This is a genomic window from Cerasicoccus sp. TK19100, from assembly GCF_027257155.1.
Classification (GTDB): Bacteria; Verrucomicrobiota; Verrucomicrobiia; order Opitutales; family Cerasicoccaceae; genus Cerasicoccus; species Cerasicoccus fimbriatus.
Window position 1 is genome coordinate 1 of sequence record NZ_JAPWDU010000001.1, and the last position, 26,487, is coordinate 26,487.

Genomic DNA, 26,487 nt, shown 5'->3' on the forward strand with positions numbered 1-26,487 from the left:
CCGCCCGGGCTCCAGTCGAGCAGCCAATGCGCTCCAGGGCGACGTCGAGCCAGCCCGGCTTCGGAAAATGACGCTTCCTGCGACGTGTTAGTTCTACCATTCTCGGAAGCATCATTTTCCTAAATAATGCCAAAAAAGGAAGACAGAAGGGCGACGCTCCGTCGTCGCCGTGCGCTGGAGTCAGCATTTGCCCAATGGGCAAATCTATCGGTCCAGGCTTCGACAAGCTCAGCCCGGGGCAGGATGCTGACGGCGGTGACGAAGCACCGCCCTCCAGTGATATTCACGCCCTATTAAGGCTTACCTCCCCCAGCGCTCCAGCGCCAGCCCATCCGGGCGCGTGTGCGGCAGGTAGAAATTGAGCGGGCTCTCGGCATCGCCGAGTAACTGGCGCTGAAATTCATCGGCCTGTGCGAGTAGCGCTTCGTCCTGCGCGCTGAAATCGATCGGGCGGAGGTATTGCCAGCAATAGCCGTAGTAAAGGTTCTTGCGGGATACCGTAGAATAGTTCGGGCCGACGGCGTGCAGGACGCGGTTCTCGAAAATGACAGCGTCGCCAGGCTTGAGCTTTACCTCAATTGCGCCGTTGGGCTCGTCATCCACCGAGGGCGCTGCACCACCGTAACGGTGGCTACCGGGGACGACTCGCAGCGCGCCGGCGTCAGGGATGGTCGTGTCTGTCAGGAAATAGCCGATCTTGGTGTAGAGCCAGGGCTCGATGCCGTGGACGCCAGCCGGGCGCGGGTTGGGTCCGTCGCGATGCCAGTCAATCTGCTTGTGACTGCGGGCGGTGTTGGGCGGCGAGGGCGGGCGGATAAACATGTGGCTTGTTGTGAGCGTGATTGCGGGCCCCATCAGGTCTAGGATCAGCGGAAATGCCGAGGGGTGCGTCAACAGCGCGAGCAGCTCGGGAGCAAAGGTGACGGCGTTACGCAGCTCGAGTGGGTCACCCGGGTTGCGCGTGCCCTTGAAATGCTCAGCCAGCGTGGCGTCTGCGCGGTCGACCACGGCGAGGTATTGCTCCACTTCGGCAGCGCTCAAGGCCTGCGGAATCACGAAGAATCCATTGCGCTCGAAGGCGTCTTTTTGCTCTTGAGTGAGGGCATGGCAGCCGGGCAGGGGCGCGGGCGAGTTGGTGGCGGGGGTGGGGGGATTTGAAGTTTCAATCATGCCGGTATTCTAGCGTATCTCGCCGATTTCTACCTTGAAGAACTTTCGCTCATACCTTTAAAAATCAAAGCTATATGGCTGAGCGCGTTACTGAGTTTTCCCGTCTGCTGGATCGTGTGGCCCGTGCAACGGGCAGTGTGGTCAACTTTGCAGACCTGCGGGGAGTCTCTTTGCGATTGCCAGAATTGCAACTGCGCGGCGAGCAGTTCTACCACTATGGTTCCTTTTGCCTGCATGCGAAATTCCATAACCGCAATGTCGACTGTGCGCAGAACAAGGAAAAATCAAAGCAGCGGGCCGCAGCGCAAAACAGCCCGTTCTGGGGTTGCTGTCCCTATGGTTTGTGGGACCTCGCCTACCCGGCGACATGGAATGGCGCGCTGGTGGGCATTTTTTACTTGGGGCATTTTCGGGGCGAGGAGCCGCTTAAGCCCGTGGCGGGCAAGGCGTTTTCGGGCCCCTTGCCGCCGCGAATCACCGATGAAAAGCGCGACGAGTTGCTCCGCTACGGGGACTTTTTAACCGACTATCTACGACTCGTGCTGGATGAGTCTCTCGGCGAACTGGAGGGGCTCGACCGCGGGCAGTCACTGGTTTTTTACCGCGATGCGACCAGCCAATACATCGCGTTTCACTACCACGAGCCGATCAACCTGCAAACCTTTGCGACAAGCCTGGGGCTGCACCCCAATTACCTGGGCCAGCAGATCAAGCAGGCGCACGGCCGGACTTTCTCCCAACTGCTCAGCCAATATCGCATCGAGCGCGCGCGGACGCTGCTGCGCTCTACTCAAAAGACCGTTACCGAGATCGCCTTTGAGTGCGGCTTTCGGGACTCGAACTACTTCAGCACGGTGTTCCGTGTGGCTGAAGGTGTGGCCCCGCGGGCGTATCGCGGGCAGGGGTGAGTCCGCCTAACGCGCTGAAAATCGTTGCTTGCCCCGCGCCGCACGTGCGCCACACTGGGCCGTTTCAAAATTTTGAGCCATGTCCGATCTAGCCAAAGCTTACGAACCGAAAGCCGTTGAAGAAAAGTGGTACGCCCAGTGGGAAGAATCCGGGTGCTTTAAGGGTGTCCTGCCCGAAAAGGAAGGCGTCGAGCCTCACTCGATCGTCATCCCGCCGCCCAACGTGACGGGCGTGCTCCACATGGGCCACATCCTGAACAACACCATTCAGGACATCCTGACGCGCCGCGCGCGCCAGCAGGGCAAGGCTGCGGTTTGGGTGCCGGGCACGGACCACGCCGGCATTGCCACGCAGACCCGCGTCGAGAAAAAGCTCCGCGAGCAGGGCAAGACCAAGTGGGACCTCGGCCGCGAAGCATTCATCGAAGAAGCCAAGCAATGGCGCGACGAGCATGGCGGCATCATCCTCAAGCAGCTCCGCAAGCTGGGCGCCTCGTGCGACTGGGACCGCACCGTTCACACGCTGGACGAGGGCTATTCCCGCGCCGTGCTGACCGCCTTCGTTGAGCTCTACCACAAGGGCCACATCTACCGCGGCAAGCGCATGGTCAACTGGTGCCCGAAGAGCCTCACCGCGCTCTCGGACGAAGAGGTGATCATGAAGCCGCAGAAGGGCTTCCTCTTCAAAATGAAGTATGCCATCGCCGAGCGTCCGGGCGAGTTCGTGGAGATTTCCACCACGCGCCCTGAGACCCTCATGGGCGACACCGCCGTGGCGATCAACCCGAACGACGAGCGCTACAAGCACCTGCATGGCCTGCACGTCATCCGCCCGTTCCCGCAAGCGAAGATCCCCTTTGTCCTCGACGAACACGTCGACCTGGAATTCGGCACCGGCGTGCTGAAGGTCACTCCGGCGCACGACCGCGCGGACTTCGAGATCGGCCAACGCCACAACCTCGAGGTCATCGACGTGCTCACGCCGGACGGCAAGATCAACTGCCCGGAATGCCCGGAGCTCCATGGCAAGGACCGTTTTGAAGCCCGCAAACTAGCAGCCGATATGCTGGACGAAATGGGCCTGCTCGTCGACCGCGAGAAATACGAGAACAACGTCGGCTTCTCCGAGCGCGCCGATGTGCCGATCGAGCCGCGCCTGTCGGACCAGTGGTGGATGAAGTACCCGAAGATCGAGGAAGCCAAGCAGGTGGTCCGCGACGGCAAGATTAAGTTCTACCCGGAGCGCTGGACGAAGACCTATCTCCACTGGCTGGAAAACATCCAGGACTGGTGCATCAGTCGCCAGCTGTGGTGGGGCCACCGCATTCCCGTTTGGTATGCGAAGGGCATCGACCGCAACGCGCTGAGCGACGAAGACCTCAAGGACCCAAGCAAGGTATTTGTCGGCGTCGACGGCCCCAGTGACCCCGAAAACTGGGAACAGGAAGACGACGTCCTCGACACCTGGGCGAGCAGTTGGCTTTGGCCGTTTGGGGTGTTCGGCTGGCCGAACTTTGTTGACGGGAAGTTTGCTGGTCAGACTCAGTTACGCCTCACCAAGCCGCACAAGCATCTTGCGCCTGGTGAAATGCTTGCGATTGTTGATGATTTTCCTGAAAAGCAAACTTACTTTGCTGAGGATTCAAGTGGTAGAACCTGCGAAGTTTGTTATGACGAAGTTGAAGTCGTCAAACTGATCACGGACGATGAACTCGACTTCTGGTATCCCACACAGGCGCTCGCGACTGGTCCGGACATCATCTTCTTCTGGGTGGCGCGCATGATCATGGCGGGCCTCGAGTTCATGGGAGAAGTGCCGTTCAAGAACGTTATTTTCAACGGCATCATCCGTGACGCGCAGGGGCGCAAAATGTCGAAGTCGCTGGGCAACTCGCCCGACCCGCTGGACCTCATTGAGAAGTTTGGCGCGGACGGCCTCCGCCTCGGCATGCTGATGATCGCTCCCAAGGGCGCGGACATTCTCTTCTCCGAAGACCGCATTCAGCTGGGCCGTAACTTCTGCAACAAGCTGTGGAATGCGTGCCGCTTCCGGCTTATGCAAGAGGGTAGGGCGCAGTCTCTAGACAAGCCGCCCGCGTCGGATGGTGCGTCCGATGAAGCATCGAGCCAATCCAGCGTTGCGGCTTGCGTAGACGCTGCGCCCTACCTTTCTTTGGAGTCCATCATTGGCCGCCTGGAGTTCGACAAGTTCGATGCCGACGACCACGCAATTCTCGCTAAGCTGCTCGACGCGCTGGCGGGCTACGATGCGTCGTTTGAGACCTACGAGTTCAACCGCACGACGGACACGCTATACAACTTTTTCTGGAATGACTTCTGCGACTGGTATGTCGAGGTGTCGAAGTCCAAGGCTCAGTCCGACGAGCTACGCGGCAATTGCCTTGCGATTCAGGACCTCTGCCTTCGTAGCGTGATTCAAATGCTGCACCCGATCACGCCTTTCATCACTGAAGAGCTGTGGTCGACGCTGGGCTTTGGCGAAGGCTTCATCCACGAGACGAAGATTCCGACCGCCGACGACCTCCGCGCGCAGCTTTCCGCTGCCGGGGTCAATCTCGACGCGGCTGCGATTGCGGAGGTCGCCAAGTTGCAGGACTTCGTCAACCAGGCGCGCGCGCTCAAGGCCCAATACTCACTGGCCGCGAGGAACGACGTGACCTTCTTCCTCGTTGCCGACGAGGCCGACAAGGCCGTGGTCGATTCGCACCTGTCCAAGCTGCGCAAGCTCGCGGGCGCTGGCGCAATCGAACACCGCGATGACGTGCAGAACATGCCAGCCATGGTGTCGCAGCTCGGCACGCTTTACCTGGACCTCGCGGGTAGCGTGGATGTCGAAGCGGAAATCGCGAAGATCGACAAGCAGCTCGTCGGCCTCGACAAGGCGATCAAGGGTGCGGAATCGAAGTTACAGAACGACAAGTTCGTGAACAACGCCCCGGCCGACGTTATTGACGGCGTCAAGCAGACCCTCGCGGACAACAAAGCTAAGGCCGAGGAACTCCGCAAGCTCAAGGCCGGTTTGGCGGGTTAATCTACCCACAGAAATTTAGCCGCGGATGATCGCGGATGTTGCACGGATGCCATCAGCGCGAAACTGTTGGCATTTGTTTTTGAAGGTGTAGGCGGTGATCGAAACACAAGGGGATAGTTTTCGAAAAGATAACCACTGTTGTTGAGTCAACACATGGGGATGTGTTGGGCCACGACGTGGTAATCTGTTACCTTAACACATGGTAATGTGTTGGCGAAACCGATCGGTATGTGTTTTGAAAAACGATTATGATCATTTTATCAAAACGATGGTAGTCGTTTTTAGCCGGGCTCCCCGACGGGTGCCCACGTGACGGTGAAGAACATCACTGCATCGCCAAAGAGAAAGCCCGTAAAATATCGCGGGTTGATCTTTACACCTTTCCAAAACCAGGCTCCGGGTATGTTGCCTAGGTCAAGGTATTGCGTCATCATGAGCAGGGGCTCCCGAAATGCGAATTGCTGGCAAAGTCGGTCTGCGATGGCATCATTATCTGTTGCGAGTGCGGCACCGATCGCGAGCCCGGTCGCGCTGAGTCCCATGTCCATGACAATGGGGCCGGAGTCGTTGTCTTCCGGTCCATGTATATCGGGCGGGTACTCGTCGAATCCATAAAATGCCCCGGACTCACGCTCCAGCACGGGGCGAATGTTTCTAAAGAGAGATTTGGAGGCTGCGGGGTCGAGGTACCCAAGCATCATCACGCGCATGAGAACATCGCAACCGCGCGGAGGCTGAGGTACCTCGCTATAGCCAAATCCGGCGACACTGCGTGGCAGCTGTGTTGCTTCGTCGAATGCATACTTTGCAATCCAAAGTTCATGCTTCTTCCAAAGTGAGTCGACGGAGATGTCGGGCGTTAACTCAGGGGCGAGCCGGAGTCCGTAGAGACTGGCCACGGTATCGTAATTCCAGGAGTAGTTGGGGTAGGAGTGGATGGGGGCACCATCGGCACGTTGCAGGGCGTCGGCCAGCAGTTGGTTAATATGCTGGTGATAGCGGCTCAGCTGGGGGTCTTTGCCGCCGGCTCGCAGGTAGAGCCCGAGCGCGATGGAGACCGTGCTCAGTGTCGTGGCTTGGCGGTCGTAGTCTTTTAGGTTGAGCAAATCGTCGTTGCGCGCGTTGACGATTTTTCCCGCGACCGGTATCCCGAGCTTTAGGTATTGGGCGGCTAGCTTTAGATTGGCTGGGCGGTTGTCGGGCTCACTGGCGGCGAGATGGGTAAAGGCGATTGCTGTGAGGAAATACGGGTATAGCTGGCCTTCGGGGAAGAGCCCGCACTCGCGATTTACCCGTTCTTGCAGAGTGGCCGGGTCTTGCGCCCAAAGTGCGAAGTTGTCCCGCATCATGCGTATGGCGCGCTCTCGCTGCTGTGCGCCGTCCACGTTTTGCAGGGTTGGCAGCGCCGCGAGTGGATCCATTTGCTCAGCTTTCAGCGTTAATGACAGGAGTAGGCAAATGCATACTAATAAGCTTCGGCGCATGGTGTTAAGATATAACATCGGAGGGGCTTTTGCCTCGGTGCCATGTATCCCTGCAATTCGCTTCTCGCAAGGTTTGCCAAAAGGTGATGTTTCGCTCTAGCCTATGTCCATGATTCGGGGGCTGTTACGAAATTTCCACTTGGGGTGCTGGCGTGGTGGTGCGGTGCTGGTGGCTGTGCTGTTATGGTGGAGCGCTGCGCTGATGGCACAGAACCCGGTGGCGGATGTTCTGAAAACTGCCGTGACGCCTGCGCCGGCTGCGGCGAACAAGCCAGCGGCGACGCCGTCTACAGACGCCCCGGCAGAGGCGGAAGCCACCCCCGAGGAAGCCGATGAAAGTATGGTCAGCGGGGATTCGAATGAGCTGACCATTGAAGACGTGCAGGCGGCTTTGGCGAAGCAGCCGGAGCCGACGGCCGACCAGCCTGCCACGCGGGAATACAACGATCTGCAATCCGCGCTGGACCTGCTGAAGGAGCAGAGGGACTGGGAGGACAAGCTGGCCAAGCTCAAGAAAAGTGCCAATGGCAAGGAGTCCTACGCCGACGATTTAGCCAAGGCCAAAGCCGAGGCGCAGGCGCTCGCCGACAAGCCTTTGCCCGAGACCAGCGAGGCCACGGAAACCGCGATCAAGGTGCTGGCTCCGCAACTGGACGAGGTGAACGACCGCGTGAAAGAGCTCAGCGCGCTGATCTCCAATGCGCCGCAGCGACGGCTGGAGCAGACTCAGCGTCTGAACGAACTGAAGACCAAGATTAATGATTTAAAGACCGATGGTGCGGGTACGGGCGTCGAGGCCATGTTGAACAAAGCCAAGGTTCAACGGGCGGAAGCCGAGTCAGATTTTTTAGATTTGTCCATCGCCTCGACCGATGCGCGCAAGGACTCGGTGGCGAGTCAGTTGGAGATCGCCAAGACGCGGCAGACCGCGCTCAAGGAGCGCAGTGAGCTGCTGACCGCTCACCTGAAGAAGCTCCGGGCCAACGACCTGAAAAAGCAGGAAGCCGCCATGCGCGAAGCCGCGCGCAAGGCCGCGATGCAGTCTCCGGCTTTGCAGGCCCTGGCCGCGAAAAACGAAGACCTCCTACAGCGTCGCAAGGATTTGAACGGTTACTTGAACCACATCGGGCAGCGCTACAAATATTATCAGGAGCAGTCTGAGTGGATTAAAAAGCAACTAGCCGAGATCAAGGAGCGCGTGAGCATCTCGGGCTTTTCGCAGACGGCGGCGGCGATCATGCTCAAGGAACTGCGCCGCCTGCCGCACGAGAAAGATCTCGAAAATGAGCAGGACGACCTCGAGGAAGAGGTCCGCGCGACGCAACTGGAGCTGTATGATTTGCCGCAGGACTTAAGCGATTCGCTGACCGTTGAGCAGCAGTTTGCCGCGCTCGGCATCCCGCTGACGGACGAGGAAAAGGCCTGGCTGAAAAACAACGGCGAGCTCGACGTGCTGACCGACCTGCTCACGCAGAGCCGCGAGATTGTCAGTGGTTTGCGCAAGGATGCCAATGCCTACTTCGAGGCCTTGCTCGCGACGGATTCCGAGATCCTTACTACGATGCAAGCCACGGAGGATTTCCGCGACTATGCCTCGGAGAACATCCTGTGGATTCCGAGCCGCGACGTGATGTCGGCGCAAGATATTACCTCGTTCCCCAGCTTGGTGGGGACGGCCTTGCATGAATTTACCTCGATCCTGGATGTAATCGTCCGCGGGCCTGTTTTGCGTTCGCTGGTGTTTTTGATCATCGTGTTGGGGTTGGGCGCACTGACCCGATTTTGGGCAAAGTCGACCCATACCGAGCGCCAACTGCCCGCGAGCATTAACAAGATTGGCCGCACCTTGCGGCTCACGGTTTTTGAGGTGTATATCGCCTTTTTGCCGCTGACGTTCCTGCACCTGCTGGCCTGGGTGTTCGATGATCCACAGTTTAATGGCAACCTCGCCGCGGCGCTTGAATACACCGCGACCACGGTGGCCACGGCGACGTTCTTCCTGGTGTTTCTCTACCGGATAACGGGGACGAACGGGCTCGCGCAAAATCACCTGCGTTGGCCGCGCTTCGTCTGCGTGCGGATTAATATGGCGGTGAAACGCTTTTTAGTCCCGGCGCTGCTTTTTGCGTTCTTCTCGATTTTGCTGGATAACTACGCGCAGTTTATCGACACGATTTCGGGTACCCGGATTATGCTGTTGCCGTCGTTCATCCTGTCACTGCTGGCGCTGCATACCATTTTCTCGCCCAAGCATGGCATCCTTTCGCGCGGGGATACGGTGTGGACGCGGACGCCGTCGCTTCGCTGGGGGCTGTATATTTTCTTCATGTGCTGGCAGCTGTTTCTGTGCTCTTTGATTGTGAGCGGCTACATGCTGGGGGCAGTCATGCTGTGGGGACATACGTTCCGCACGCTGTGGATGCTGGCGCTGATCTTTATCATTAAGGGGCTGGTCGAGCTCTACCTGGAGATCCAGCAGTGGCGCGCCCATCAGCAGGAGCGGGAGGAGCTGGCCGCCGGTCAGCTTGGCGCGACGCAGGAGAAGTTTGGCTTCGACCTCGACGACTCAACGCGGCAGGTGATCGGCTTTGTGCAGTGGATGTTTATCCTGCTGGGCGTCAGCGCGATCTGGGCCGACGCCTTTCCCTCGCTGCGCAAGCTCGGCTCGTATCCGCTGATCACTTTTCACGAAGAGCCCTTCCTTACGCTGGGGCAGTCGGGCATGCTTACGCTGTGCATCATCACCACGGTGCTGTTGGCGCGCAGTTTGCCACGGTTATTTGAGATACTCCTGCTACGCCGTATCGCCTCGATCGATCCCGGCAGCCGCCATGCCTTTTCGACGCTCATCGCGTATGTCGTCGTGGTGATCGGCGTCATCTGGGCGAGCCAGATTTTGATGATTGAATGGGGTAATATCCAATGGTTGGTGGCGGCGATTTCGGTGGGGCTGGGCTTTGGCATGCAGGAGATATTTGGCAACCTGGTGGCCGGCATTATCCTGTTATTTGAGCGGCCGATCCGGGTGGGCGACATCATCACTATCGGCAACACCACGGGTAAGGTGACCCGCATCCAAATGCGCGGCACGACGATCATGGAATGGGACCGCCGCGAGCTCATCGTGCCAAACAAGGAATTCGTCACCGGACAGCTGACGAACTGGACGCTCAGCGATACGCTGACACGGCTAACGCTCAATGTTGGCGTGGCTTACGGCAGTGACATCACCCAAGTGAAGGCGCTGCTTTTGGAAGTCGTAAAGAGTGACCCACGTGTTTTGAAAGACCCGGCACCGGCTGCATTTTTCAAGCAGTTTAACGAGAGCTCACTGGACTTCCTGGCCTTTGCTTATCTGGGCACGCTCGATGATCGGCTGGGGGTAACGAGTGATTTGCAGCAGGGCATTTACGAGGCGCTTAATGGTGCCGGTATTAAGATTCCGTTCCCCCAGCGGGACATCCACGTTATCGATATGCCCGCCAAAGATTGGGGCGCGCGAGAGAGCAGTTAAGTTACGATGTTGCTTGCTGTTTAGCGAATATCGGTTAACGATTTATGCACTCTACACAGCAAAATTATCCTAACCCGGAACTGCATTTATTTAATATGGCGGAAAATTATTCTGCTCTTGTTGTCGACGACGAAGGCCACCTGCGCAGCATGCTGCGCGCGCTTCTTAAACGCATGGGCATCACCAATCTCTACGAGGCCAGCAACGGCACGGAGGCTTGTGAAGTTTATAAACAAAAGAGCCCCACGCTCGTCCTGATGGACGTCAATATGCCGGGGATGAATGGTATCGAAACGCTGCAAGAGCTGCGTCGTACCGATCCCAACGCGACCGTGGTGATGATGACCTCCATGACCTCGCGCAAGATGGTCGAGGCGAGCATCGATTCCGGTGCCGCGCACTTCATTCGCAAAGATACCCCGATGAAGGAAATCGAGAGCATTCTGCGTGACATACTTGCTTCCTGTGAAGGGACCTCATCATGAGTGACGGGTCACTTGCTCCCAGCCAAAAGCTATACTCGCTGAAAGAACTTTGCGCGGGCGTGGAGAACGAGCGCCGTAATTCGGCGTTTGCCGATGAGCAAGTCGACCAGCTTGAAATCAATCGCCTGTTTACCGCGCGGCGCGGTCGGGCCAAGGCGCGTCCTGTGCCGCCGGCATATCGGGAAGAGCCGCTTGAGGCCGAGGCGGCCAAAATGTTGGACGACGCCATTAGCGCCAAAGATGTCATGGCGCTGGACCGCCTGGTCAGCGAAGGCATCATCAATAAGAACATCGCTTCGCGCAAGTGGAGCGAGGCCATCGATTTCCCTTACGTCGATCCTTTTCAAAGCATCGTTACGCCGGATGCCGTAGCGAGCATCCCGAGCGAAATTGCCGAGAAGGCGATGGCCTTGCCGCTGTATGTTTTCGACAACGTGCTGACGGTCGCCATGGCCACGCCGCAAGACGAGTCGCTGGTCAGACGCATTGCCGCGATCTGCGATCTGGAGATCAGCCCGGTGTTCTCGCTGCCCACGGATATCAAGGCGGGCATTGCCATCCACTTTGCGCCCAACGAAAGCATCGAGCAAAGCATCGAAGCCTTTGAAAATGTCCACGGCAACATCGAGCACGCGCTCGAAAGCATGGGTGAACTGGAGATGGCCGATGCCAAGCCGATCAGCGCCATTCTTGACGCCGTGCTGCACCTGGCCATCCGCGAGCGCGCGTCGGATATCCACTTGGAACCTTTCGAGATCGGGGTGCGTATTCGCTTCCGCGTGGATGGTAAGCTGCACGAGGTTCGCTACTATTCACATGCGGTGCACCGCGCCGTGGCTGCACGTTTGCGCGTGCTGTGTAAGGTGAACGTAGCCGAATCACGCTTCCCGCAGGACGGGCGCTTCTCGATGCCGTTGGGCACGGGCACGGCGAACTTCCGCGTGTCGATCCGCCCCGTCGCTAGAGGAAGTAACGTTGTTATCCGTATCCTTGGAGGCACCGGTCGGCGCAAGCTGATGAGCCTGGAAAGCATGTTAATTTCCTCGGACATTATCACGCCGTACAAGCAAGTTGTTCAAAGCCCGAATGGCCTGATCTTTGTCACCGGCCCAACTGGATCGGGTAAGACTTCGCTACTTTATGCCTCGTTGGAGAGCATCAACAACGGCGAGATTAACATCACCACGATCGAGGACCCGATCGAAGTGGAGATACCGGGCATTGCGCAAAGCCAGGTCAACAGCCATATCGATCTCAGCTTCCCGCTCCTCTTGCGCTCCATGCTGCGACAGGACCCGGACGTGATTCTCGTTGGTGAAATCCGTGACCTCGAAACTGCCCGTATCGCCACCGAGGCCGCGCTGACCGGGCACCTGGTTTTTGCAACGCTGCACACGAATAACGCCATCCAGGCCGTGGTGCGCCTGATTGAGATCGGAATCGAGCCATACATGGTGGCACCGTCGATCAATGCGGTGGTTGCTCAGCGCCTGGCCCCGCGCCTGAACCCGCGCTTCCGCGAGCCTTACGTGCCTTCTTCCACCGTGCTAAATGAGTTCTTCAACGATTGGGAGCAGGTGCAGGACTTCACCTTCTACCGTCCGCGCAACGACGACGATGGCCTGCGTTTTGGCTTCCAGGGGCGCATTGCTTTTCACGAAATCGCAATCGTCAATGATCGCATGCGTTCGCTAATTGGTGCCAACGCTGGCGTGATGGAGCTTCGTGAGGCCGCCGAAGAAATGGGCTACCGCCCGCTGCGCTACGATGGCCTCAAGAAAGCTTTACTTGGCCTGACTACGATCGAGGAAATTGCCCGCGCCACTCCGCAAGAGTGGGAGTCGAAGTAGGCGTTGAGAAGGAAAAAGGAAAAAGATTAAAGGAAAAAGTTGAATCAGGAATGCGAAAATTTATCGCGTCCATTACTTACTTTGCTGGCAAAAAAACGAACCAAACTAGCTGGACTTTTTCCTTTAATCTTTTTCCTTTTTTCTTCGCCCTACACATACCTCGGGAACTCCGCGATGAAGCGGCTGCCTTTGCGGTCGGTGCGGTTTTCTGCGTAAACATTGCCGCCCATTTCTTCGATCATCAGCTTGACGATCGATAGGCCCAGGCCGGTGGAGCTTTCGCCGCCGGTGGGCACGGCGCTGCCGCGTGAGAATCGGCCAAAGAGTTTGCTCAAGTCCGTATCGGTCAGGCCGGGGCCTTCGTCTTGCACGATGACTTGGAGCATGTTGTTCGCCTTTTCATACTCCAGCAGCACGAGGATCTCGCCACCGTTGGAGGTGTACTTAACGGCGTTGTTGATGAGGTTATCGAGGATTTCCCGAACACGGCCCAGATCGCCATGGGTGGTCGGCGATTCGACGTGGTTCGCGTATTTGAGATTTAGATTCTTTTTCTTGGCGGCGAGGGTGTTGAATTCCACGACATCCTTCAGCACGTCGTTTAACTGGACCGTTTCGCTTTCGCCAGGCTCCACGCCACTGTCGAGCGCTTCGACATCGAGCAGCTCCATGACAAGCTCCAACATGTGGTCGGATGCGCTGCGAATGGTTTCGAGGCTTTCGATTTGGTCGGTGCGCAGGGGGTCCTCGCCAGGCATGGCTTCGAGGTCTTCCTTCATCATTTCCGCGAGGCCGCGGATGCTCCCCAGCGGGTTTTTAAGGTCGTGCGCGGCGATGCCGAGAAACTCTGACTTGCGCTCGTTGGCCTCTTCCGCGCGAGCTTTGGCAAATTCCGCTTGTGCCTTGGCACGGTCCGCCTGGCTCTTGGCGAGGATGATTTGTTCTTCGATCTTACGGCGTTTGCGGATCTGAGTTTTGAGCGAGAAAATCCATGCGATGGTTAAGCCAATGACAACGAGCATCGCGACGCCGATTTTGCCAAAGATCAGGTATTTTACCTCCTGATAGCGGACGGCGATCCATTCCTGTTCCAGGTTGTTGCGCTTCTCCGGGCTGACGTTGGCCAGGACCTTGTCGATGATGCCAATGAGCATGGGGTCAGTCGATGCCATGCTGAGGCCGATGCGGTTAAAGGGCGTGGGCGCAGCGATTTGGACGTTGTCGAAATTTTCCGAGCGGATCAGGTAGCTGATGATGGCCAGGTTACCAATGTAGGCAAAGGCTTCACCGTGCGAGACTGCGTAGAGGGCTTCGCGGCGGGTCGGGTAGGTGACGAGTTTGAGCTCGGGGTAGTCGTTGCGCAGCAGGTCCTCTTCGAAAAAGCCTTCCACGACGGCCACTTTCTTGCCGATCAAGTTACGCATGGAGCCGACGAAATGCGCGTCATCCCGCGTGGCGATCACCGAGGGGAAGACCGCATAGGGCGTCGAGAAGTAAAACTTGTCGCGACGTTGCTGGGTTGCCACGGCACCGGACATCAGGTCGATCTTGCCTTCGCTGGCCTCGGTCATGAGGTTCTGCCAAAGGTTGCTGTGGCGGATATCAAATTTAATGCCGGTCTCTTCGGAAATCAGGTCCAGATAGGCGATGGCCAGACCGACGACTTTACCGTCCGCATTCTCGTATTCAAATGGCGGAAAGTAGTTGTCCGCCCCCACGGTGAGTGTCGGGTGTTTTTTGATCCACTCCAGCTCCTCGTGGGTAAAGACAACAGGCTGCGGGCTGTTGCTGACCTCCGCAAGGGGGTCGATGTTGGTGTCCTGCGCAGCCACCCGACAAGCCATCAAGGCTATGCAGGTCAACAAGCATAATAGGTTGTTGATGTTAAGATGTTTAAACAATCCAGACTACATAACGGACTTTATGTGAATTTGTTTAGTCAAATATTCAAATAATTACACATGCTCAAATGATCAATTTGCCCATGCCTTTATTGGTTTTTAAGTGCTGGTGTGAGGCTGTGCCTGATCGCTTTTTCCAGTCACCAACGTAAAAAAGCATGCCTTTATGGGACATGCTCAAGTATTGGGGATGGTTCTCCTTCGGCTGGATTTGCTGCGTCGATTCTTAGCGTGAGCGGCGACGATATATGGCCAGTGTCAAGCAGGCCAAACCGGCCAGCATGGCGTAAGTTTGCGGTTCGGGTACGGCGGCAATGATTACCGGATCGACGGTAGAACCGCTGCTACTGCTGTTGAAGGTGAAGCTGGTAACGGATTCACCCAGGGCGACGCCGAAGTCAGAGAAATCAATGCCCACACCCATGATGTTTTGGGTGATGGTTGGTGACCCCAGGGTGGCGCTAAGGGTCAGCAATTGTGTCAAGTTGCCCGGCGTGCTGGACAGTGACAAAACGTCGTCGTTGAAAGTATTCGCGCCGCTGTCGCCATAGTCGCTGGAGTTAACGGTCAACTGGACACCGTTGATGCGTATTTCGAACCCGTCGGCCCCAGATGAATTGATCTCGTAAAAGAACATATCCGGGCCGTCGATATTAACAACTGGTGATTTGAAAATGGCCGCGACACTGTCATTCGTGATGGTGGGGTTGATGATGCCTGTGTCCCCGCGCCAATCGGTTTCAAGGAAATCCCGACGCTGCTGTTCAGTCGGGTTGGAGGGGCCGCCATCATTTTGCAAGAGGACCGAAGAGCTGGCCCCCGCGAATGCCGTCAGCTCGATTTGTGTGAGCTCGCTAGTCGAATAGGTTTTGCCGTTTAGCGTGACTGAGTCGAGCACCGAGCTGGTAAAAGTGCCGTAGTTATTGGGATCGTCACCTTGAGTGCCGAGGGGGGTGAATGCAGCCTGAGCCGAGCAGGCTACCGAAATGGTTAGTAAGAAGTGGGGGTATAAACGCATAATCTTATGGGAGATATTTATAATGCAAATACTGCTGGGAGGTCAAGCCGAGAGGGATTTCTATCTAAGGCTTTCCTTCGGTTTAATTGCTGGCGATTGCCTCAAATGATTGCGACGCAACAAAGCTGCACAGGTATTTTGATCTTCCGTTTCTTTTCATTAAAGAAGTCGGGGAAGGCGGGCGCTTCTAATCCACAGTGCTTGGTAAGATGGCAGCGTGTTCTTCATTTTAAGGGGCGTCATGAAGTTAGGCTTTTCACCGACGGGTTGTTGGGGAATGATCATGGCGAAACTTTGAAAATACCCCAATGGCCAAGCCCAATGATCAAGCGAAAGCGCCGACGTTGAAAAGCATTGCTCATGCATTGGGTATGTCGGTTTCCGGCGTATCCATTGCGCTGCGCAACGATCCATCGATTCCCCAGCATACGCGCGATCGCGTACAGCGAGAGGCGGCGCGGCAGGGCTACCGGCGTAATCCACTGGTGTCGGCTTTTTGCGCGAACCGCCGGCCCCGTGAAACGAACAAGCTGACAACCTTGGCCTACCTGCGTTATGGTGCGACGAAGTTTGCGAAGGACCCGCACTCGACCAATAAGCAGTTCTTTGAGGGAGCGGTGGCGGGCGCTGAGGCACTCGGCTATCAAGTCGATGTTTTTGATCCGGTCAACCAAGGCATCGATATGCAGCGCCTGGACGATATCTTATACGCACGGGGCATCCGGGGCTTGCTCATCGGCTCGCCATTTCCGCCAAGTGACTGCATGAATCTGCGTTGGGAGCGCTATGCGGTGGTCAGCCTGGGGCAGGGGATGGTTGGACCGGAAATTCATAATGTCTCCAGCGATAATTTCGAAACGTTGGTCAGGGTTTTTCATTCTCTGGAGCGCATGGGCTACTCTCGCCCGGGGATGATTCTGGACGACGCCTTTGATGCCCGGGTGAACCACCACTGGAGCGCGGCTTGTCATTCACTGCGCGAGCAGCGCGGGGACGCGTTTCCCAGCGTGCTTTATCAGCGAGTCAAGGAACTGGACTACGAGGCGATTGTCGATTGGGCCAACCGCAAGCAAGTGGATGTCATCATGGGGAACCGCCATGATTTAATTCCGGGTTTGCGGCAGCGCGGGCTGAAGATACCGGAAGAGATCGGCTTCGTGGCGATGCAAGGCGTCCACCTGGACTCCCGTATCGCCAGCGTGCAGCGAAACGCACGGAAAATTGGCGAGATCGCGGCCGAATTATTGGTGGATGAACTGCATCGCAATCAGCGCGGTATTCCCGAGCTGGCAAAGCGGGTTCGGGTGCTTGGAGGGCTGGCACCGGCCGCCAGTTTGCCAGAGCGGTAAACCAGTATTCGTGAGCTGATTCACTTCTCGCAGCATTCGTTTACGAGCTGGGGTCTGGGATTAGCGATGGCTTAATCGGCAATCAAATCGCCGGTCGCTTTGTCCTACTAAACCATTTCAGTAATGGATGCATTGATTGGGTAGATCCGGCTGCATAGGTTGTGGCGAAATTCACCCTAATCCAATTCTACCGACAATGAAATTTACCCTTTCGCCCCAATTTGCTATCGCTGGCGCAGCCTGCCTTTTGATCGGAACCCTCAGCGCACCGGCAGCGGTGGTTGTCTGGAATGGCTCGATCAGTGACGACTGGTCCACTGCCGATAACTGGTCTCCCTCGGGCGTGCCCGGCAGCTCGGACCAAGCGGTCATTAACAATGGTGACTCAGTTAACCAAAACGGTAGCATTACGCTGAATGATGTTAACGGCACCTCCGACGATGGCCTCCAGCTGACTAGCGGTACCCTCTATGTGACCGGTGATTTTACCTCCTTCACCAGTGGCGGTTCAAACAGCAGCCCCATTAACAACGTAGGCGTTGATGGGGGTGCGACGACAGCCTCGCTGACGGTCGATGGAACCTTGAGCATTGGTAACACCAAGAACACTTCGGGCTCGGCATCCAGTTTGAATATTTTCTCGGGTAGCTCAGTCGTGACCAATATTTTCCAAGGCCGCCATGCTGGTAGCAGTAGCTCTGACAATACCGGTGGCTGGAACCTCAACGTGACTGGCGGTTCGATGTTCGCGAGCACGTTTTCCTGGTCGACGGTGGCGGCCTCCGATCCCGACCCCCGAGGCGTTATCACGCTCGGTTCCACGAGTTCAGCGGAGGGCGGTAGCTTGACGGTTACCACCATGTCGGCCGACTGGGACGATCGCTCAAATCAGTATGTTCTCTTTAACGATGAACTCGGTTCGCTGACCTTCGGCAAAACGAACTACGAGAACATCGCTGACGTGGAGAACCTGCTTTTCAATGACTTTATCCGCAAGGACGCATCGATCACCAATCCTTTCGAAGTCACCGATAATGGCGACAGCTGGACGGTGTCCATCGTTCCCGAGCCGTCGACTTACGCGCTGATCTTTGGTGGGTTGGTTTTGCCGCTACTGGCACTGCGCCGTAGGCGCTAAAACTTTTTGGGAAAGCACAAGCGTGTAACGTTTGTTGGTCACTCAATCAAAGAGACGCTTGCGGGGTTGAGTCTCCCCCGACATCAGGGTTCCGATAGGGTAAGCAATCCTGGTGATGGCCCAGCTCCGCAAGCCCTTTGATTTGAACAAAGCCAATGACATCGCTCGCGAATAAGCACGCATGCTTATTTTATTGAGCGCAAGTAGCTATGCTCGAATTGACTTTGTCGTATATAACTTTGCAATGCAAAGTTTACTGCGCGCGCTAGTCCGCTTTGGCGTGCTGCTTCCGGCGACGAATATAGAGAACGGCACCGATCATGGTAAAGCCAGCTATGGCCAAGTAGGTCGATGGCTCCGGAATGGCGGACGGCGAGTAATCGTAGGTAAGGGTCACACTGGATCCCGGATCGATGGTGACGAGCGCCGTGCTAATGCCCGAAAGACTGAAGGTGCCCAAAAATCCGGTGCCGAGATCGCCCCACGTCAGGGTAAAGGGACTACCGCCGGTAATAGTGGCCAGAATGGCTGGATCGTAACTAACGCCAGCGTCTGCGGGCAGAAAGGTGATGCTTTGTGCGAGGTTGCCGGTGGATGCTGACACAGGCGAGTTGGGCCCATTGCCGCCGCCAAATCCACCGCCATTACCGTTGTAACCAAAGGTGTCGACTGAGTAGCTGCCGGAGAGGCTGGCACCAATGCTGCCGCCGCTGGCACCCGTGGTTGCGTTGGTCGTTAGCGTGTAACTCCAGGCAATGGTAAAGGAATTTAGTGTGCCTAGCCCGCTGTCGAAGGGGTTAAAAACCGCCGATACATTGTTGACGTTTTGAACAAACGGTGAGGAACCGGGGGTTCCGTTAAACAGAGTCGTATCGAAATTTTCGCTTTGGACGACAAGCGCGGCGTTGGACAAAGCAGGCATGCAGAGTAGAGCCGCGAGAGAAAATTTTGATGTCATATAAGTCTAGTAGTAGGATTTATTAATCTGGTATCCGATGCAAATTTCCCGGTCAAGCACGATGTTTGAAGGTAATGATGATTCTTTCGAAGGGGCGTGGTTATCGCTTTGGTTAATGAGTGTTTTCAACTGAGCTATACCGACAAAATACAGTCGCGACTGTGTCCTGGCTACAGGATGTCTGCTGCTAATTCTGCTGATTCAAACTCAGGAATTAGCAGTGCTGAATGGATACCCAAAATGGGCCGTTTCAGCAATAATTCTGGGAGGAAGGAGCGGGGGTGACCGGCCTATTGCCAGAGCGGTCATCACCGTAGCCATCGCCCACTCTCCAGAGGGTGACAGGCCAGCAACCCTGTTGCTTTCCTCGGATTCGCACGCCTGATAACCCCTTATTCGCCATCGCCCATGAAATTATTTCCGCACCATCTATCCAATGCGTCGCCGACGCCTAAGAAAGGCCTCGCATGTGGGGCTTAGCATATACCGTTGCCACGTGCCTGCTGGATATCCTGACTGAGCTGCGGTTTTTCTTTAAATATCGGCTGCGGGAATACCCGATTGATGTTCTGTGCTTCCTCCAGTACCACGCGACGGCCGTCGACCAATGGGTAAAAAGCCGTGGCGTGGCACGTCGGGTCAAGCAGGAGGAGCGGCGCCACAAGCTGTCTCAGATCATGTCGCTGTTTGATTATTAGGGAGTGTTTTGGAGCCTGCTTATACTAAAAATAAGTCCGGCAGCTCGGCCCACTCGGCGTCGGGGTCTGCCGTGATGCGGGCTATCTTTTCGTCGAAAGCAGTCCATTGTGCTTCGGTGCAAAGTTCGTAGCTGTGACCCCAAAAGTAGAAAACACCACAGTCGGATGCCTTAGCCTGCTCATAGCGTTCCCAGAATTGCTCGTTGTGGAAATGGCAGTCGGCAGCGAAAAACATCGCGTCGTCGACGGGCCAGCAGGGGGTGGCGTTTTTGGTGGTGCGCGCGTAGCAATGCCCGGCTTCGCGGACGACGTCCGCCGTGGCCGCATCGCAGTCTCCAAAGGGATAAACAAAGCCATGCACCGGCTGCTGAAACCAGTCCTGCAAAATCTTGCGGGCGTCGACCACTTCAGCGCGCCAGTCATCTAGGGCAATGCGGGTTGGCCAGGGGTGGCTCATGCTGTGATTGGCGATGGTGAAGCCCGCATAAACCTCGGCCAGTTCGCCTTTGGCCAGGCGCTGGATTGTTTTATTCCACTTCTCGCTGTGGCCGCCATGACGCTCCGCATGGTGCGTTTGCGGATTGAGGTTGAAGGACGCTCTTGCGCCGTGCTTGCGGAGGATTTCGATGAGGCGGATGTCGTCATTGACGCCGTCATCCCAGCATTGGATAACTTTCATAGCGATGCTTTGGGTAGGTTAAGAGGCATAAATCAGACTGCGAAACTGAGCACGGCTCCGCATATTGGCAAGTTCGTAGAAGTGACGATGCCTGCACTCTTCTGCCTCTCTCTGGGAGGCGGTTGTAGCCCGGTGTCCAAACCGAGCTTGTGCCATCCAGCAGGCCAGTTCGCAGGCACTGCATCCTGCTCGGGACAGCAGGCTCCACCTTAGTCTGGTGGATTGGAAATCAACACATGCCCGCAAGGGGCGAGCTCAAGTGTGACAAAAAGGCATGGTAATCGTTTTTGGAAAACTATCCTAATCATTTTCGAAAAAGCATTAGGTTATGTTGCGTCAACAGATTAGGATGTGTTGGAGCAAAAGATTACAGTGTGTTGCTCCAGCCGATGGTAATGTGATGCCTCAACCCATTAGGTTGTGTTGGTCCAACACATGGGGATGTGTTGCTAAAAACGAAGGCCCAAAGGCTAATAATACCTCACTGCGCCAAGAAAACAAATGATCGTCGCACCCTCAAGGTGACTGAAATGATACACGACTTATCGCCAAATCTTAGCGCCATTCACGTCTGACCCCTTTCCCTCTAACCGCGCTGATGCGCCCTGACCTTGCGCCGACGCCACACCAGCAGGCCGAGGCCCGCGAAGCCCGCCAATGCGATGTATGTCGAGGGCTCAGGGATGACGGAGGCGGGAATCACGGTCAAGGTTGCCGAGTCGGCGGTGGCGCCGCTGCCCCACGTCCACACATACGTGCCGGGCGTTAACCCAATCGAGGCGAGCGATTGCCCTGGAAAAGTCGCGGTATTAAAGAGAGGACTTCCGCTGACGTAGCCATTCGGCAAGTAAACGATCCCCGCGCCGCCGCCATAGACACCGAAGGCATCTCCAGTGTCTGCGACGGAAAATAGACCGCCCCCCGGCCCAATACTCGTTGGGCCTGAAATAACACTGTATACTCTGATTGTCCCCGTTTCAAAAAGGAAGAAGGCTGCACTCGCTGAAATTCTGGCGCTAGATGCGCCAGTCGTTCCTCCTGTGCTCAAAGCGGCGGTATTCGCCGAACCCGAACCAGTGAACACCACATCGGGTCCGACTTCCTCCAGCGTGAAGACTAAAGCCGCCTGACAGGTGTTGATCCCCAACAGCAGAGAAAGAAGCAGTATTGGTCGCATGATTATCACAAATTTCCCGCCACTACGAATGTCAATTCACATTACAGCAGTAGGTAAAAATTCCATTGCGGCATGAGGAGCATTTACCAGCGCCGACGCCACAGCAGCAGGCCGAGGCCCGCGAAGCCCGACAGCGCAATGTACGTCGAGGACTCAGGGATGACGGAGGTGGCGCTAGCGGTCAAAGTCGCCGAGTCCACGGTAGCGCAGCAATGGGCCTTTTCGTGTTCAACCGTCGCCGCAAGCGCGCGAAAGAGTCGGCGTTCTTCGCGGTTCAGTGAGCGTTCGCTGAATACGATGCCACTTCTATGTCGGGGCCAATATTTAAATTCTACGTTCGACCCTTTCTGTCGGCCCGACCCTTTCTGTCGGCCGGTCGGCCGCGACCCCGTGAATTGGGAAATGATCTTTTTTACTTGTAACATTTTTGATCTGAATTTAATGCAATAAATATGGCTTGTTACAACATTACCCTATAGCTCATATGAAATCAGAACACGATATCATTGATGCTACGCCAAGTAAGAGAATTTATCGCTCTATTATTGCTGATTACGGTCTAAATACTGCCATTTCTGAATTGATAGACAATGTTATCGATTCACGAAAACGGCGTAAGTTTAAGCGAAAAATTAAAGTTATCATTCAGATCGGTACTGATGATCAAACGATTCTGATACGTGATGATGCAGGTGGTATCCGTGAGGAAGACCTTTCTAAGCTTATTAGTCCGGGACAAAGCCATTCTGATGGGGAGTCTCCATCAATTGGCATATTTGGCGTTGGCTCTAAGCGAGCGGCAGTTGCGCTAGCAAGAGATATAAGGATTTCAACACGCTATTCTACTGAGGATACAAGTTTTTCAGTTGAGTATGATGACGAATGGCTGAAGGTCGAAACTTGGTTACTGCCTTGTTACAAAATTCCTGATTTAGCACCAAATACAACAGAGATTCTGCTGTCTAGGCTCAGGCTTCACATCTCAGAAGAAGACTGCAGTAAGTTGCATGAGCACCTATGCTATACTTATGCACATTTCATTAAAGATGAAGTAATCGAAATAACTCTCAACGGTGCCACCGTTAATCCCTTGTTTTTCGATAAATGGGCATATCCAATTGGCGCGGAACCAAGGGAATTTACAAGGCGTTTTAAACCAGAAGGGCATGACCTTAGAATCTTATTTAAAATCACTTCTGGCGTTACATATGAGCAAGGCTCAGTTGGAGGAAACTACGGAGTTTATATTTATTGTAATGAACGCCTGATTGTGTCTGCATCCAAAGCACCTGAATATGGATTCCAAACTGGAGTAGCTGGAGTACCACATCCAAGGATGTCCAATGCACGTATCATTGTCGAATTGACTGGAGGGGCCGCTCGTTTGCCCTGGAATAGTAGCAAGACAGGGTTAAATTATAATCATGAAGTATTTAAAGCAATACGAGAAGATATACACACGGCTGTAAAAAATGCTACAGCACTAAGCAAAAGATTGCAGCCTGACTTTGAAACTTCAGTAGAGCCTTATAAAGCAGGAACTGTTATATGTTCAAATTTAAGAGATGATGAGCACTTGAAGCCTAGTAAATTGCCAGAAATACCAAAAGCTAGGAAGACGATTCAGGTGACGATTTCTGAGTTAAATAAAAAGGTTGGGATTGAGAAACCATGGACGGTTGGAGCATACGAATCGGTGATCGCTGTTGAGACTATAAAAAAGCAGCACAACCTGAAGCAGAGAAATCGCATTTTGCTAATTATCTTGGATTCTACGCTCGAGATTGCCTTCAAGGATTATCTAGCACATGAGGTTACACAGCCAATGGGACAAGGGCAATTAACTGCTTTGTTTAACAACAGAATCGATGTTAATTCTCGAGTTAAGCAAACTGTGCTTCCGAATGACGATATTCTGTGGAGCAAGGTTGATTACTTTTATAAGATGAGATGCGAGCTAGTTCATAAGCGAGTTACCGTTGGTATTTCCGATCAGGATATCGATGAATATGAGAAGCTGACAACAAAACTACTCACAGAAATGTACGGGCTTAATTTTCCAGGAATCTAGTGTCGCGCTGAGAAGTATCGTCGCATGCTTGAGACAACTTGGCTCAATCTTATTTCCTTATTTGGTGGATTAGGGTTTTGTAAGGTTCTCTGCATCATTTGGTTAAAGTTTGATGGCTGTCGAGTATGCCACCGGCACGCAACCTGCCCTTAAATGGGCATGAATATCGATTTTAACCGCTTTACCGAGAAGGCCCGTGAGGCCGTGATGGGGGCGCAGAATGATGCCCGCACCCGACACCACCAACAGATTGACGGGTGGCACTTGCTGCAGGCGTTGTTGGAGCAGCAGGGGGGCATTGTGCCGAGCTTGCTCAACAAGCTGGAGATTACGCCCAACGCGGTGCGACTCGCCAACGAGCGCGAGCTCGACCGCCTGCCGTCCGTGACGGGCAGCACCAGCGCCAGCAATGTCTACGTGACGCAGGCGCTGCAGGATGTCTTTACCTACGCCGAGAAGCAGGCGCAGAAGCTCAAGGATGAATACATCTCCGTGGAGCATCTGCTGCTGGGCCTCGTCGCGAACAAGGACGACAAGCTGCGCGCGTTTTTTAAGTCCTTTAACCTGGACGAAAAGCGTGTGTTGGAAGCGCTCACGCAAGTGCGCGGCAATCAGCGCGTGACGTCGCAGAACCCAGAGTCGACCTACGAAGCCCTGGCCAAATACGGGCAGGACCTCGTGGAGCTCGTCAAGCAGGGCAAGCTCGACCCGGTCATTGGCCGCGATGACGAGATTCGCCGCGTGATCAGGATCCTTTCCCGCAAGACGAAGAACAACCCCGTGCTCATCGGCGAGCCCGGCGTTGGCAAGACCGCCATCGTTGAAGGCCTCGCCCAGCGTATTGTGCGTGGCGACGTGCCCGAGGGCTTGAAGGACAAGACCGTTTTTGCACTCGACCTTGCGAGCCTCGTGGCTGGCGCGAAATACCGCGGCGAGTTCGAAGAGCGTCTCAAGGCCGTGCTGAACGAAATCAAGTCCAGCGATGGCAAGGTGATCCTCTTCATCGACGAGCTGCACACGATCGTAGGCGCGGGCAAGACCGAGGGCGCGATGGACGCGGGCAACATGCTCAAGCCCATGCTGGCCCGTGGCGAGCTGCGCTGCATCGGCGCGACCACGCTCGACGAATACCGCAAGTATATCGAGAAGGACGCCGCGCTGGAGCGCCGTTTCCAGACGGTCATGGTCGACCAGCCAACGGTCGAGGACACGATTTCGATCCTGCGCGGCCTGCGCGAACGTTTCGAAGTGCACCACGGCGTGCGCATTCAGGACGCCGCGCTGGTGCAGTCGGCGGTGCTGAGCCATCGCTACATCAGCGAACGCTTTTTGCCGGACAAGGCCATCGACCTCGTCGACGAAGCTTGCGCGCAGATCCGCACGGAAATGGACTCCATGCCCGCCGAACTCGACGGCCTCAACCGCCGTGTCATGCAGTTGGAGATCGAAGAGCAGGCCCTCAAGAAGGAGAAGGACGAAGCCTCGAAGCAGCGCCTCGAAACGCTGCGCAAGGAGCTGTCCGACATCCGCGAGAAGGCCAATGCGCTGCGCGCCCGTTGGGAGGCTGAAAAGGCCGAGCTGGGCAAGGCGCAAAAGGTGCGCGAGGAGATTGACCAAGTCCGTCAGCAGATGGCCGAAGCCGAGCGGGTTTACGACCTGCAAAAGCTCGCCGAGCTGCGTCATGGCCGCCTGCCTCAGTTGGAGCAACAGCTGAAGGACCTCGAGGTCAAGGAGCACAAGCAAGTCGAGAAGGGTGATACCCTCGTGCGCGAGGAAGTTTCCCCGGAAGAAATCGCCGAAATCGTGGCGCGCTGGACGGGTATCCCGGTCACGCGCCTGGTCGAAGGCGAGCGCGACAAGCTGCTTAACTTGGAGAACGTTTTGCACGACCGCGTGGTCGGCCAGGATGAAGCGGTGACGCTCGTCAGCGAAGCGATTTTGCGTGCGCGTTCGGGCATCAAAGACCCGCGCCGGCCGATTGGTTCGTTCCTCTTCCTGGGGCCGACGGGCGTCGGTAAAACCGAGCTCGCGAAGACCCTGGCAGAGTCGCTCTTTGACACCGAGGACAACATCGTGCGCATCGACATGAGCGAATACATGGAGAAGCACAGCGTGGCTCGCCTGATCGGCGCGCCTCCGGGATACGTCGGTTACGATGAGGGCGGTCAGCTGTCCGAAGCCGTGCGTCGCAAGCCGTATTCGGTGGTGCTGTTCGACGAAATCGAAAAGGCCCACCCGGACGTCTTCAACGTGCTGCTCCAGATCCTCGACGACGGTCGCATCACCGACAGCCAGGGGCACGTGGTGAACTTTAAGAACACCGTGATCATCATGACCTCCAACGTCGGCAGCCGCTACCTCATCGAGGGCGTCACCGGCAGCGAGATCCCCGAGAGCGTGCGCGAATCGGTGATGACGGAACTGCGCGCAGGATTCCGACCGGAATTCCTGAACCGCATCGACGACATCATCCTGTTCAAGCCGCTCAAGCTGGAAGAGATCACGCGCATCGTGGACCTCCTGGTCGCCGATTTGAACACGCGGCTCGAAGACCGCCGCGTCACGGTTACTTTGGATGACAAAGCTCGCGAGTGGGTCGCCGAGCGCGGCTACGATCCGGTCTACGGCGCCCGCCCGTTGAAGCGGTTCTTGCAGAAGCGCGTGGAGACGCAGTTGGCCCGCAGCCTGATCGCCGGCGACATCGGCGAGGGCGACCAGATTAGCTTCACGATTGCTGACAACGAGCTGCAGATGCAGCAGGCCCAAGCAGTTTCATAGTAGAGTCAGAGTAGAGAGAATAGTAGTAAAGGCAGAGCCCCGGTCAGTTGGATGGCCGGGGCTTTTTATTTGGGTACTGGCAATATTATTATGGAGCGGTTCGGTATGTCCGCAGGTTGGGCTGGCGCACATCCTGCATATTTGGAATGCCTGTTAGGCTAATTTGGCTGTAAACATTTCATGCACGTAAAGAGGCAAGATATTCACCAAATGAAAATCTGAAAACTGGAACATTTGCCAAGTTGGGCAGTCCAAAA

At 55.8% G+C, this 26,487-nt stretch carries 18 protein-coding genes; 10 read left to right on the forward strand and 8 right to left on the reverse strand.

Annotated elements, in window-relative coordinates; all coding sequences use genetic code 11:
* Positions 1 to 300: 300 nt before the first annotated feature.
* Positions 301 to 1,170, reverse strand: a complete 870-nt coding sequence (locus O3S85_RS00005; protein WP_269536896.1) for a phytanoyl-CoA dioxygenase family protein — start codon at positions 1,168 to 1,170, stop codon at positions 301 to 303.
* A gap of 74 nt (positions 1,171 to 1,244) precedes the next feature.
* Between O3S85_RS00005 and O3S85_RS00010 the strand changes: the two genes are divergently transcribed.
* Together O3S85_RS00010 and valS are read left to right on the forward strand one after the other, a co-directional pair.
* Positions 1,245 to 2,078: a helix-turn-helix domain-containing protein gene (locus tag O3S85_RS00010; RefSeq protein ID WP_269536897.1), complete on the forward strand. Its 834-nt coding sequence runs from the start codon at positions 1,245 to 1,247 to the stop codon at positions 2,076 to 2,078.
* Positions 2,079 to 2,157: 79 nt separating this feature from the next.
* Entirely contained in the window at positions 2,158 to 5,130 is a 2,973-nt protein-coding gene (gene valS, locus O3S85_RS00015) for a valine--tRNA ligase (protein WP_269536898.1), read from the forward strand.
* 281 nt (positions 5,131 to 5,411) lie between these two features.
* On the opposite strand, the gene O3S85_RS00020 is transcribed toward valS, so the two are convergent.
* Positions 5,412 to 6,551, reverse strand: a complete 1,140-nt coding sequence (locus O3S85_RS00020; RefSeq protein ID WP_269536899.1) for a hypothetical protein — start codon at positions 6,549 to 6,551, stop codon at positions 5,412 to 5,414.
* Between the two features lie 166 nt (positions 6,552 to 6,717).
* Here O3S85_RS00020 and O3S85_RS00025 point away from each other — a divergent pair, with 166 nt between their 5' ends.
* From O3S85_RS00025 to O3S85_RS00035, 3 genes are all read left to right on the forward strand, one after another.
* On the forward strand, positions 6,718 to 10,128 hold the full coding sequence (locus O3S85_RS00025) for a mechanosensitive ion channel domain-containing protein (RefSeq protein WP_269536900.1): 3,411 nt from the start codon (positions 6,718 to 6,720) through the stop codon (positions 10,126 to 10,128).
* A gap of 95 nt (positions 10,129 to 10,223) precedes the next feature.
* The gene (locus tag O3S85_RS00030) at positions 10,224 to 10,613 is read left to right on the forward strand and encodes a response regulator transcription factor (RefSeq protein WP_269536901.1); all 390 of its coding nucleotides are present in this window, start codon (positions 10,224 to 10,226) and stop codon (positions 10,611 to 10,613) included.
* Positions 10,610 to 12,463: a GspE/PulE family protein gene (locus O3S85_RS00035; RefSeq protein WP_269536902.1), complete on the forward strand. Its 1,854-nt coding sequence runs from the start codon at positions 10,610 to 10,612 to the stop codon at positions 12,461 to 12,463. Before O3S85_RS00030 ends, O3S85_RS00035 begins: the two co-directional genes overlap by 4 nt.
* 149 nt (positions 12,464 to 12,612) lie before the next feature.
* On the opposite strand, the gene O3S85_RS00040 is transcribed toward O3S85_RS00035, so the two are convergent.
* Together O3S85_RS00040 and O3S85_RS00045 are read right to left on the reverse strand one after the other, a co-directional pair.
* Positions 12,613 to 14,307 (reverse strand): ATP-binding protein, encoded by a 1,695-nt coding sequence (locus O3S85_RS00040; protein ID WP_269536903.1) that lies wholly within the window; start codon positions 14,305 to 14,307, stop codon positions 12,613 to 12,615.
* A gap of 283 nt (positions 14,308 to 14,590) precedes the next feature.
* Positions 14,591 to 15,382 carry a hypothetical protein gene (locus tag O3S85_RS00045; protein WP_269536904.1) on the reverse strand — a complete coding sequence of 264 codons (792 nt, stop codon included), beginning with the start codon at positions 15,380 to 15,382 and terminating at the stop codon, positions 14,591 to 14,593.
* 308 nt (positions 15,383 to 15,690) lie between these two features.
* Here O3S85_RS00045 and O3S85_RS00050 point away from each other — a divergent pair, with 308 nt between their 5' ends.
* Both O3S85_RS00050 and O3S85_RS00055 read left to right on the forward strand, forming a co-directional pair.
* Positions 15,691 to 16,731 (forward strand): LacI family DNA-binding transcriptional regulator, encoded by a 1,041-nt coding sequence (locus O3S85_RS00050; RefSeq protein WP_269536905.1) that lies wholly within the window; start codon positions 15,691 to 15,693, stop codon positions 16,729 to 16,731.
* Positions 16,732 to 16,927: 196 nt separating this feature from the next.
* On the forward strand, positions 16,928 to 17,869 hold the full coding sequence (locus O3S85_RS00055) for a PEP-CTERM sorting domain-containing protein (protein WP_269536906.1): 942 nt from the start codon (positions 16,928 to 16,930) through the stop codon (positions 17,867 to 17,869).
* A 265-nt stretch (positions 17,870 to 18,134) separates the two neighbouring features.
* Here O3S85_RS00055 and O3S85_RS00060 read toward each other — a convergent pair whose 3' ends face one another.
* Entirely contained in the window at positions 18,135 to 18,791 is a 657-nt protein-coding gene (locus O3S85_RS00060) for a PEP-CTERM sorting domain-containing protein (RefSeq protein WP_269536907.1), read from the reverse strand.
* 503 nt (positions 18,792 to 19,294) lie between these two features.
* Between O3S85_RS00060 and O3S85_RS00065 the strand changes: the two genes are divergently transcribed.
* The gene (locus tag O3S85_RS00065; RefSeq protein WP_269536908.1) at positions 19,295 to 19,525 is read left to right on the forward strand and encodes a hypothetical protein; all 231 of its coding nucleotides are present in this window, start codon (positions 19,295 to 19,297) and stop codon (positions 19,523 to 19,525) included.
* A 19-nt stretch (positions 19,526 to 19,544) separates the two neighbouring features.
* Here the strand turns inward: O3S85_RS00065 and O3S85_RS00070 are convergent, their stop codons facing one another.
* The 3 genes from O3S85_RS00070 to O3S85_RS00080 all read right to left on the reverse strand — a co-directional run bounded on the left by O3S85_RS00070 (position 19,545) and on the right by O3S85_RS00080 (position 21,806).
* On the reverse strand, positions 19,545 to 20,204 hold the full coding sequence (locus O3S85_RS00070) for a polysaccharide deacetylase family protein (RefSeq protein WP_269536909.1): 660 nt from the start codon (positions 20,202 to 20,204) through the stop codon (positions 19,545 to 19,547).
* Between the two features lie 586 nt (positions 20,205 to 20,790).
* A complete protein-coding gene (locus O3S85_RS00075) occupies positions 20,791 to 21,381 on the reverse strand; it encodes a PEP-CTERM sorting domain-containing protein (protein ID WP_269536910.1) in 591 nt (196 codons plus the stop codon).
* An 83-nt stretch (positions 21,382 to 21,464) separates the two neighbouring features.
* Complete coding sequence (locus O3S85_RS00080) at positions 21,465 to 21,806, reverse strand: hypothetical protein (protein WP_269536911.1); 342 nt, start codon at positions 21,804 to 21,806, stop codon at positions 21,465 to 21,467.
* A gap of 59 nt (positions 21,807 to 21,865) precedes the next feature.
* Between O3S85_RS00080 and O3S85_RS00085 the strand changes: the two genes are divergently transcribed.
* Together O3S85_RS00085 and clpB are read left to right on the forward strand one after the other, a co-directional pair.
* Positions 21,866 to 23,452 (forward strand): ATP-binding protein, encoded by a 1,587-nt coding sequence (locus O3S85_RS00085; protein ID WP_269536912.1) that lies wholly within the window; start codon positions 21,866 to 21,868, stop codon positions 23,450 to 23,452.
* A gap of 159 nt (positions 23,453 to 23,611) precedes the next feature.
* Positions 23,612 to 26,230 carry an ATP-dependent chaperone ClpB gene (gene clpB / locus O3S85_RS00090; RefSeq protein WP_269536913.1) on the forward strand — a complete coding sequence of 873 codons (2,619 nt, stop codon included), beginning with the start codon at positions 23,612 to 23,614 and terminating at the stop codon, positions 26,228 to 26,230.
* The last annotated feature ends 257 nt before the right edge of the window (positions 26,231 to 26,487 follow it).

What these genes read in the sequence shown, in the direction of transcription:
- O3S85_RS00005 (WP_269536896.1), bottom strand. Translation starts at nt 1,170, where the DNA reads ATGATTGAAACTTCAAATCCCCCCACCCCCGCCACCAACTCGCCCGCG.
- O3S85_RS00010 (WP_269536897.1), top strand. Translation starts at nt 1,245, where the DNA reads ATGGCTGAGCGCGTTACTGAGTTTTCCCGTCTGCTGGATCGTGTGGCC.
- valS (WP_269536898.1), top strand. Translation starts at nt 2,158, where the DNA reads ATGTCCGATCTAGCCAAAGCTTACGAACCGAAAGCCGTTGAAGAAAAG.
- O3S85_RS00020 (WP_269536899.1), bottom strand. Translation starts at nt 6,551, where the DNA reads ATGGATCCACTCGCGGCGCTGCCAACCCTGCAAAACGTGGACGGCGCA.
- O3S85_RS00025 (WP_269536900.1), top strand. Translation starts at nt 6,718, where the DNA reads ATGTCCATGATTCGGGGGCTGTTACGAAATTTCCACTTGGGGTGCTGG.
- O3S85_RS00030 (WP_269536901.1), top strand. Translation starts at nt 10,224, where the DNA reads ATGGCGGAAAATTATTCTGCTCTTGTTGTCGACGACGAAGGCCACCTG.
- O3S85_RS00035 (WP_269536902.1), top strand. Translation starts at nt 10,610, where the DNA reads ATGAGTGACGGGTCACTTGCTCCCAGCCAAAAGCTATACTCGCTGAAA.
- O3S85_RS00040 (WP_269536903.1), bottom strand. Translation starts at nt 14,307, where the DNA reads ATGGCTTGTCGGGTGGCTGCGCAGGACACCAACATCGACCCCCTTGCG.
- O3S85_RS00045 (WP_269536904.1), bottom strand. Translation starts at nt 15,382, where the DNA reads ATGCGTTTATACCCCCACTTCTTACTAACCATTTCGGTAGCCTGCTCG.
- O3S85_RS00050 (WP_269536905.1), top strand. Translation starts at nt 15,691, where the DNA reads ATGGCCAAGCCCAATGATCAAGCGAAAGCGCCGACGTTGAAAAGCATT.
- O3S85_RS00055 (WP_269536906.1), top strand. Translation starts at nt 16,928, where the DNA reads ATGAAATTTACCCTTTCGCCCCAATTTGCTATCGCTGGCGCAGCCTGC.
- O3S85_RS00060 (WP_269536907.1), bottom strand. Translation starts at nt 18,791, where the DNA reads ATGCCTGCTTTGTCCAACGCCGCGCTTGTCGTCCAAAGCGAAAATTTC.
- O3S85_RS00065 (WP_269536908.1), top strand. Translation starts at nt 19,295, where the DNA reads ATGTGGGGCTTAGCATATACCGTTGCCACGTGCCTGCTGGATATCCTG.
- O3S85_RS00070 (WP_269536909.1), bottom strand. Translation starts at nt 20,204, where the DNA reads ATGAAAGTTATCCAATGCTGGGATGACGGCGTCAATGACGACATCCGC.
- O3S85_RS00075 (WP_269536910.1), bottom strand. Translation starts at nt 21,381, where the DNA reads ATGCGACCAATACTGCTTCTTTCTCTGCTGTTGGGGATCAACACCTGT.
- O3S85_RS00080 (WP_269536911.1), bottom strand. Translation starts at nt 21,806, where the DNA reads ATGTTACAAGTAAAAAAGATCATTTCCCAATTCACGGGGTCGCGGCCG.
- O3S85_RS00085 (WP_269536912.1), top strand. Translation starts at nt 21,866, where the DNA reads ATGAAATCAGAACACGATATCATTGATGCTACGCCAAGTAAGAGAATT.
- clpB (WP_269536913.1), top strand. Translation starts at nt 23,612, where the DNA reads ATGAATATCGATTTTAACCGCTTTACCGAGAAGGCCCGTGAGGCCGTG.